Raw genomic sequence first — 5,418 nt, 5'->3', positions numbered from 1 at the left:
CCGGCCATTATTGCCACGATAGTATCAAGAGCTGCTATACGAAGGGATTCTCCAGGCAGGGAATGATCCTTGCCAATGTAGCTGCCGAAAATTGTCATGGCACCCATGCCGACACTTAATGTGAAAAATGCCTGATTCATGGCCGCTGAAACAACTGTCCACAAACCGTGCTGGTTTATACCATCCATACTTGGCATCAGCAGGAATGTCAGACCCTCCATGCCACCTGGCAGGAAAATGCTGTTAAGCCCCAGGGCAATTATTAATACAAGGAGCGCCCCCATCATGATTTTCGTGACCTTTTCCAGTCCACCCTGTAGTCCCGCATTAAGAATGAAAAAGCATATTGCCACCTCAAGCAGCATCCAGAATATCATTTCCATTGGATTTGCCAGCATACTGCCAAATATGCCTGTGACCTGCTCGGTAGACACACCGGAGGTGAAATTGCCACTGATAAATTTAAAGAAATAGTCCAGCATCCATCCTGATACTACGGTATAGAACATCATAAGTATGTAGTTGCCCAGGACACTTATGGTACCATGAATGTGCCATTTTGATCCTTCAGGCTCCAGTTTTTTCAGAGCGACATACACTGTTTTTTTGCTGGCACGGCCAATAGACAGTTCCATTGACAGGATAGGTACTCCCATAATTATGAGAAATAAAAGATAAATAAGTACAAAAAGTCCTCCGCCATATTCACCACAAATATACGGGAAACGCCAAACATTTCCTATACCTATGGCGCAACCGGCGCTGACCAGCAGGAATCCAATTCGAGATTGGAAGGATTCTCTTTCCATTAGACAAAAACCCCCTATTTTTAAATCACGCTTCCTCATTTTAACATAATTCATGCAGGAAAAACATAGTATTGTGTCGAAAAAGTATAGAAATCAGAGTAAGTAGTTGTAGCATAATGTAGTTGCCCAATATTACATAGGAATTGGGGGATTATTATGGGTGCAAAAAGAAAGACTTTAAAAAATACTGATGTGAAGGAAATTCCATTGGCAGAAATGCTTTCTGAGGAGGCCCTGGACAAACAGGCCATGCTATCGAAGCTGATGGCTTCGCTGTTTGTGAAATATAGGGTGGATTCAGAGGTTCAGGCTGTTTTCCGTGACTGCGTCAAGGATATGTCCCAGGAGATAGCTGAGAATTGCTTCAAATTTGGGTATGATAATGGCTATGAGGCCGGACACATTGACGGCGAGTCCGCTGGCCGCAAGGAAGCCCAAAAAACAGCTGAACAAAAGGCAGCAATTCAACTGCAAAACATGCTTGAGGAAGAATTGGTCAGGGAACTGCTTATGAATATCAAGCCAGGTGGAATGATACAGTAAAAATGATGGAGAGTGTATAATGAGTAAGCATACAGAACATGCACAAAGGTTAAGGGATGATAAGGCTATACATTACAATTGTACTCAGGCAGTGCTGGTACCATTTGCCAAAGAAATGGGCTTGACTGAGCAGCAGGCCTTCGATCTTGGTTTTAATTTTGGTGGTGGAATGAAAAGAGCTTCAGTATGTGGGGCCGTTACCGGTGGCCTTATGGTCATGGGAATGCACGGTATCAATGATGTGAAGGTACTGAATAAATTTTATGATGCTATAAAGGAAAATCATGAAGGCAAGCTGGAATGTGCAGATCTTCTGCAAGTCAGCAAAAAGAAAGGTATTGAGAAAAAAACGCATTGTGATGCAATGATTCAGCAAAGCATAACTCTGGTAGAAAAGCTGATTGAAGAAAATAGGTAATGTATTCAGCCTAAAGGTGTAATGATGAGAAAATGTATTGTAGTTCTCTTTGTAATGGCGTTTGTCAGCCTGATAACGGGATGTGGTGGGCCTAAACCGATAGATTCTGCCACAATAGATTTACCATCAGCAGGTACTCACTCCGGAAAGGTAGTAAGGGTGGGTTACTTTGTTGATGGTAATTTTATGGTTGGAGATCAAAATGATGAGACTAAGGGCGGCTATGCCTATGAATATCTTCAGCTCATTTCCGGTTATACCGGGTGGCAGTATGAATATGTATATGGCAGTTGGTCCCAGCTTTATGAAAAGTGTTTGAGTGGTGAAATAGACCTTATGGCAGATGTATCCTACACTGACGCCAGGGCCGGACTGATCGGTTATCCGAAGAGTCCTATGGGGCATGAGGTTTATTATCTTGCCTGTAAATCAGACAATACCACTATTGATTGGAATGATTTATCCACATTTAATGGAAAGAAAATAGGTGTAGAGAAAAATTCAATACAGGTAAAATATCTGGAAAAATGGATTGCCCAGCACAAGTTGGACTGTAATATTGTTCTCCTTTCCAGTGGCAAGAAAAATAAGCTTCAGGCATTGGAAACAGGGGCAATAGATGCCTTGGTCATGACTCATTTCCAGGGGAAGCTGAATGGAATATCCAATGTTGCTGTTTTGGGACAATCTGATTATTATTTGGCAGTGACCAAGAATAGGCAGGATCTGCTGGATGAATTGAATACTGCGCAAACCATGATAAATGATGCTCATCCGGTATTTCTGAGTGAGCTGGAATACAAGTACTTCCCTGATGCCATGGTGGACCAGCGTCTGACAAAATCAGAGCGGGAATGGTTGGGAAAACAGAAAGAAATACGAATCGGTTACTTTACGGATAATATGCCATTTAGTGGGCTGGATGCAGATACCGGCAAGCCTAAAGGGCTTATTACTGATGTCATGGATAGTATCTGTAACACAATGCAGATTGATCCGGAGATGGTTACATATGTGCCATTTAATGATGCTGAGGCTTTAAAACAGTCTTTTTCACAAAAAGATATAGATATTGTTTTTGGTATATATAAGGACCTTGGATGGGCAGAGAAAAGCGGTGTTGCCGAAACTGATGATCTGACACATGTGGATATCTGTCTGGTAGTGTCAGATATTACAGATACTAATAAGATCAAGCGGGTTGCTCTCCCTATTGATAGGCCAGTGATATCATTTTTATCAGCTATGAAGCTGGATAAGTGTGACATTGTTTTCTATCAGACCACTCAGGATGCCTTGGATGCAGTATCCAATGGAGATGCAGACTGCACTGTTCTCAATGAGTATGCAGCACATCGTTATCTGAAAAATGAACGGTTATTCGGCGGCCTGAGGATTATAGACAAAGGCCATAAGACAGGTATTTGTATGGCTGTTCAAAAGGATAATGTCAACTTATTGTCCGTTCTAAGGCGTGGCACAGTTATGTTGGATGAAAACATGATTAATAACGCTGTTTCTGAATACATATATGAATCCAGCCGCTATACATTAAAGGATATGATGCTGGAATACTGGTGGTTGTCTGTGGCCATAGGCATTATTTTCCTGCTCGTATTGTTGATTCTTTATATCGTTGCCAAGAGCCGGAAGCGTATTTCCAAAATTAATGAGGTGCTGAGGAATCAAAAAGGGATGCTGCAAACGGCCAATGATAATCTCCTGGAGGCTAATGAACGGCAGTTTTATGCCAATGAAGAGCTTCTGGAAAAAAATGATGAAATCAATGAACTCTTTACTATGCAGCAGGAGTATATAGAGCTGATAGAACGCAATCATGAGGCTTTAAGGTCTGCCAATTGGGTAGTTGAATTTGATCCTTTTGGTGAAGTCGATTCAATAAACTGGAGTGATGGGCTGCGGCATATTTTGGGATACAATGACACCACTGATTTCCCGGATAACCTCGAATCAATGGTTAAAATAATTCACAAGGATGATTTGATAGCCGGGGCAAAAAGAATTTTTTCCTTGAAAAATGACGGCTCAGGTAAATCCGATATCATTGATATGGAGCTGCGAATCAATAAGAAGGATGTGGGGTATATCTGGTTCAGGGCCTATGCCCATTTGAGCAGGCGACCTGATGGCAGTCCATTACGGCTGTATGGCGTATGTCAGGATATTGAGGAATACAAGGAAATGATCGGGAAAATGGAGGAAGCTCTTCTCAAGGCACAACAGGCCAGCCACGCCAAAAGTATTTTCCTCAGTAATATGTCTCACGATATTCGTACTCCGATGAATGGCATTATGGGATATGCCGCCCTGGCAATGGAAAATATCCAGCGGGGTGACCAGGTAAAGGAGTATATTTTAAAGATACAGATGGTAAGCAAGCATTTGCTCAGTCTGATAAATGATATCCTGGATATGAGCCGTATCGAAAGCGGGCGCATAGAGCTTGATCCACAGCCAACAAATCTCATAGCACTGGTGGACGAGCTGAAATCCATACTGCAGTCTGACATTGAGATGAATAATTTGGAGTTCCTGGTGGATACAAATGGAATTTATAATGATACGGTTCTGGTTGACAGGCTGCGGTTGAAACAAATCTTATTGAATCTTTTGAGTAATGCTGTTAAATTCACAAAGAATGGAACAGTTTACTTGTCACTGGTTGAAACAAAATCTGATGCCACTAATTGTGCCAAGTATGAATTCCATGTGGAGGATACCGGTATTGGCATCGATAAAGAGTTCCTGCAGAATATATTCAAGCCATTTGAAAGGGCCAGGAATTCCACGGTAAGTGGTATTCAGGGGACTGGACTGGGAATGTCCATTACCAAGAGCCTGGTAGACATGATGGATGGCGATGTCACTGTTACCAGTGAGCTAGGGAAGGGTTCCAAATTTGTTGTGACTCTCGAATTAAAGAAATGTATGCACCAGGATGAGAATGACAGGGCGAGTGCCATGAAAAACTATGATTTTAGCGGTAAGCGTGTGCTGCTGGTGGATGATAATACCATCAATCAGGAAATTGCCCTGGCGCTGTTGGAAAGTGTTAAGCTGGAGGCTGATGTGGCCGGAAATGGTGAAGAGGCTGTAAAATTATTCAAGGAAAGTGAAGATTTCAAATACGATGCAATATTAATGGATATTCAGATGCCTGTTATGAATGGCTATGATGCTACTGTGGCAATCAGGGGGCTGGGCAGTGATTACGCTGCCAATGTTCCTATCATCGCCATGACAGCCAATGCATTTGCCGAAGACAAGATGAAAGCACTTAGTGTGGGAATGACCGGACATATTGCAAAACCTATTGAAATCAAGGACTTGTACAGTACCCTGGAGTCGTTTATCAGGAAAACATAATATTATTGAATAGCGACATTATAACGCCATTGTTCAAATTTTTCTTTTAAAAAGAAAAATCTTCCAATTAGCGTTTCAACGAGGTGGGAGATATGCTCATCACCTGTTAAAGCTTGTCTCCCCCCCACCTATAGAGGAAGGGGACATCTTACACCGAGTTATAAAGGTGCTGCGCTTCATCCTTTTACGGGGGAAGTGGCAGCACCTTTTTGTATTGGTAAAATTAAAATAAAATTAGAGTTTGACTTTTTCACCTTTTTT

At 42.0% G+C, this 5,418-nt stretch carries 4 protein-coding genes; 3 read left to right on the top strand and 1 reads right to left on the bottom strand.

Annotated features, from left to right (window positions below; genetic code table 11):
* The coding region (locus K6C05_RS01785) for a sodium-dependent transporter (RefSeq protein ID WP_296730654.1) at positions 1 to 809 on the bottom strand (809 nt) is incomplete at its 3' end.
* Positions 810 to 965: 156 nt separating this feature from the next.
* Here K6C05_RS01785 and K6C05_RS01780 point away from each other — a divergent pair.
* The 3 genes from K6C05_RS01780 to K6C05_RS01770 are packed head-to-tail and all read left to right on the top strand — an operon-like array spanning position 966 to position 5,157.
* Positions 966 to 1,352 carry a hypothetical protein gene (locus tag K6C05_RS01780; protein WP_296730653.1) on the top strand — a complete coding sequence of 129 codons (387 nt, stop codon included), beginning with the start codon at positions 966 to 968 and terminating at the stop codon, positions 1,350 to 1,352.
* A 19-nt stretch (positions 1,353 to 1,371) separates the two neighbouring features.
* A complete protein-coding gene (locus K6C05_RS01775) occupies positions 1,372 to 1,770 on the top strand; it encodes a C-GCAxxG-C-C family protein (protein ID WP_296730652.1) in 399 nt (132 codons plus the stop codon).
* Between the two features lie 21 nt (positions 1,771 to 1,791).
* Positions 1,792 to 5,157, top strand: a complete 3,366-nt coding sequence (locus tag K6C05_RS01770) for a transporter substrate-binding domain-containing protein (protein ID WP_296730651.1) — start codon at positions 1,792 to 1,794, stop codon at positions 5,155 to 5,157.
* The last annotated feature ends 261 nt before the right edge of the window (positions 5,158 to 5,418 follow it).

It is taken from the genome of Anaerovibrio sp. (assembly GCF_024697385.1).
In the GTDB taxonomy this organism is placed as follows: Bacteria; Bacillota; Negativicutes; order Selenomonadales; family Selenomonadaceae; genus Anaerovibrio.
The sequence above is the reverse complement of the archived record's forward strand: the minus strand, read 5'-3'. Positions and strand labels throughout refer to the sequence as shown.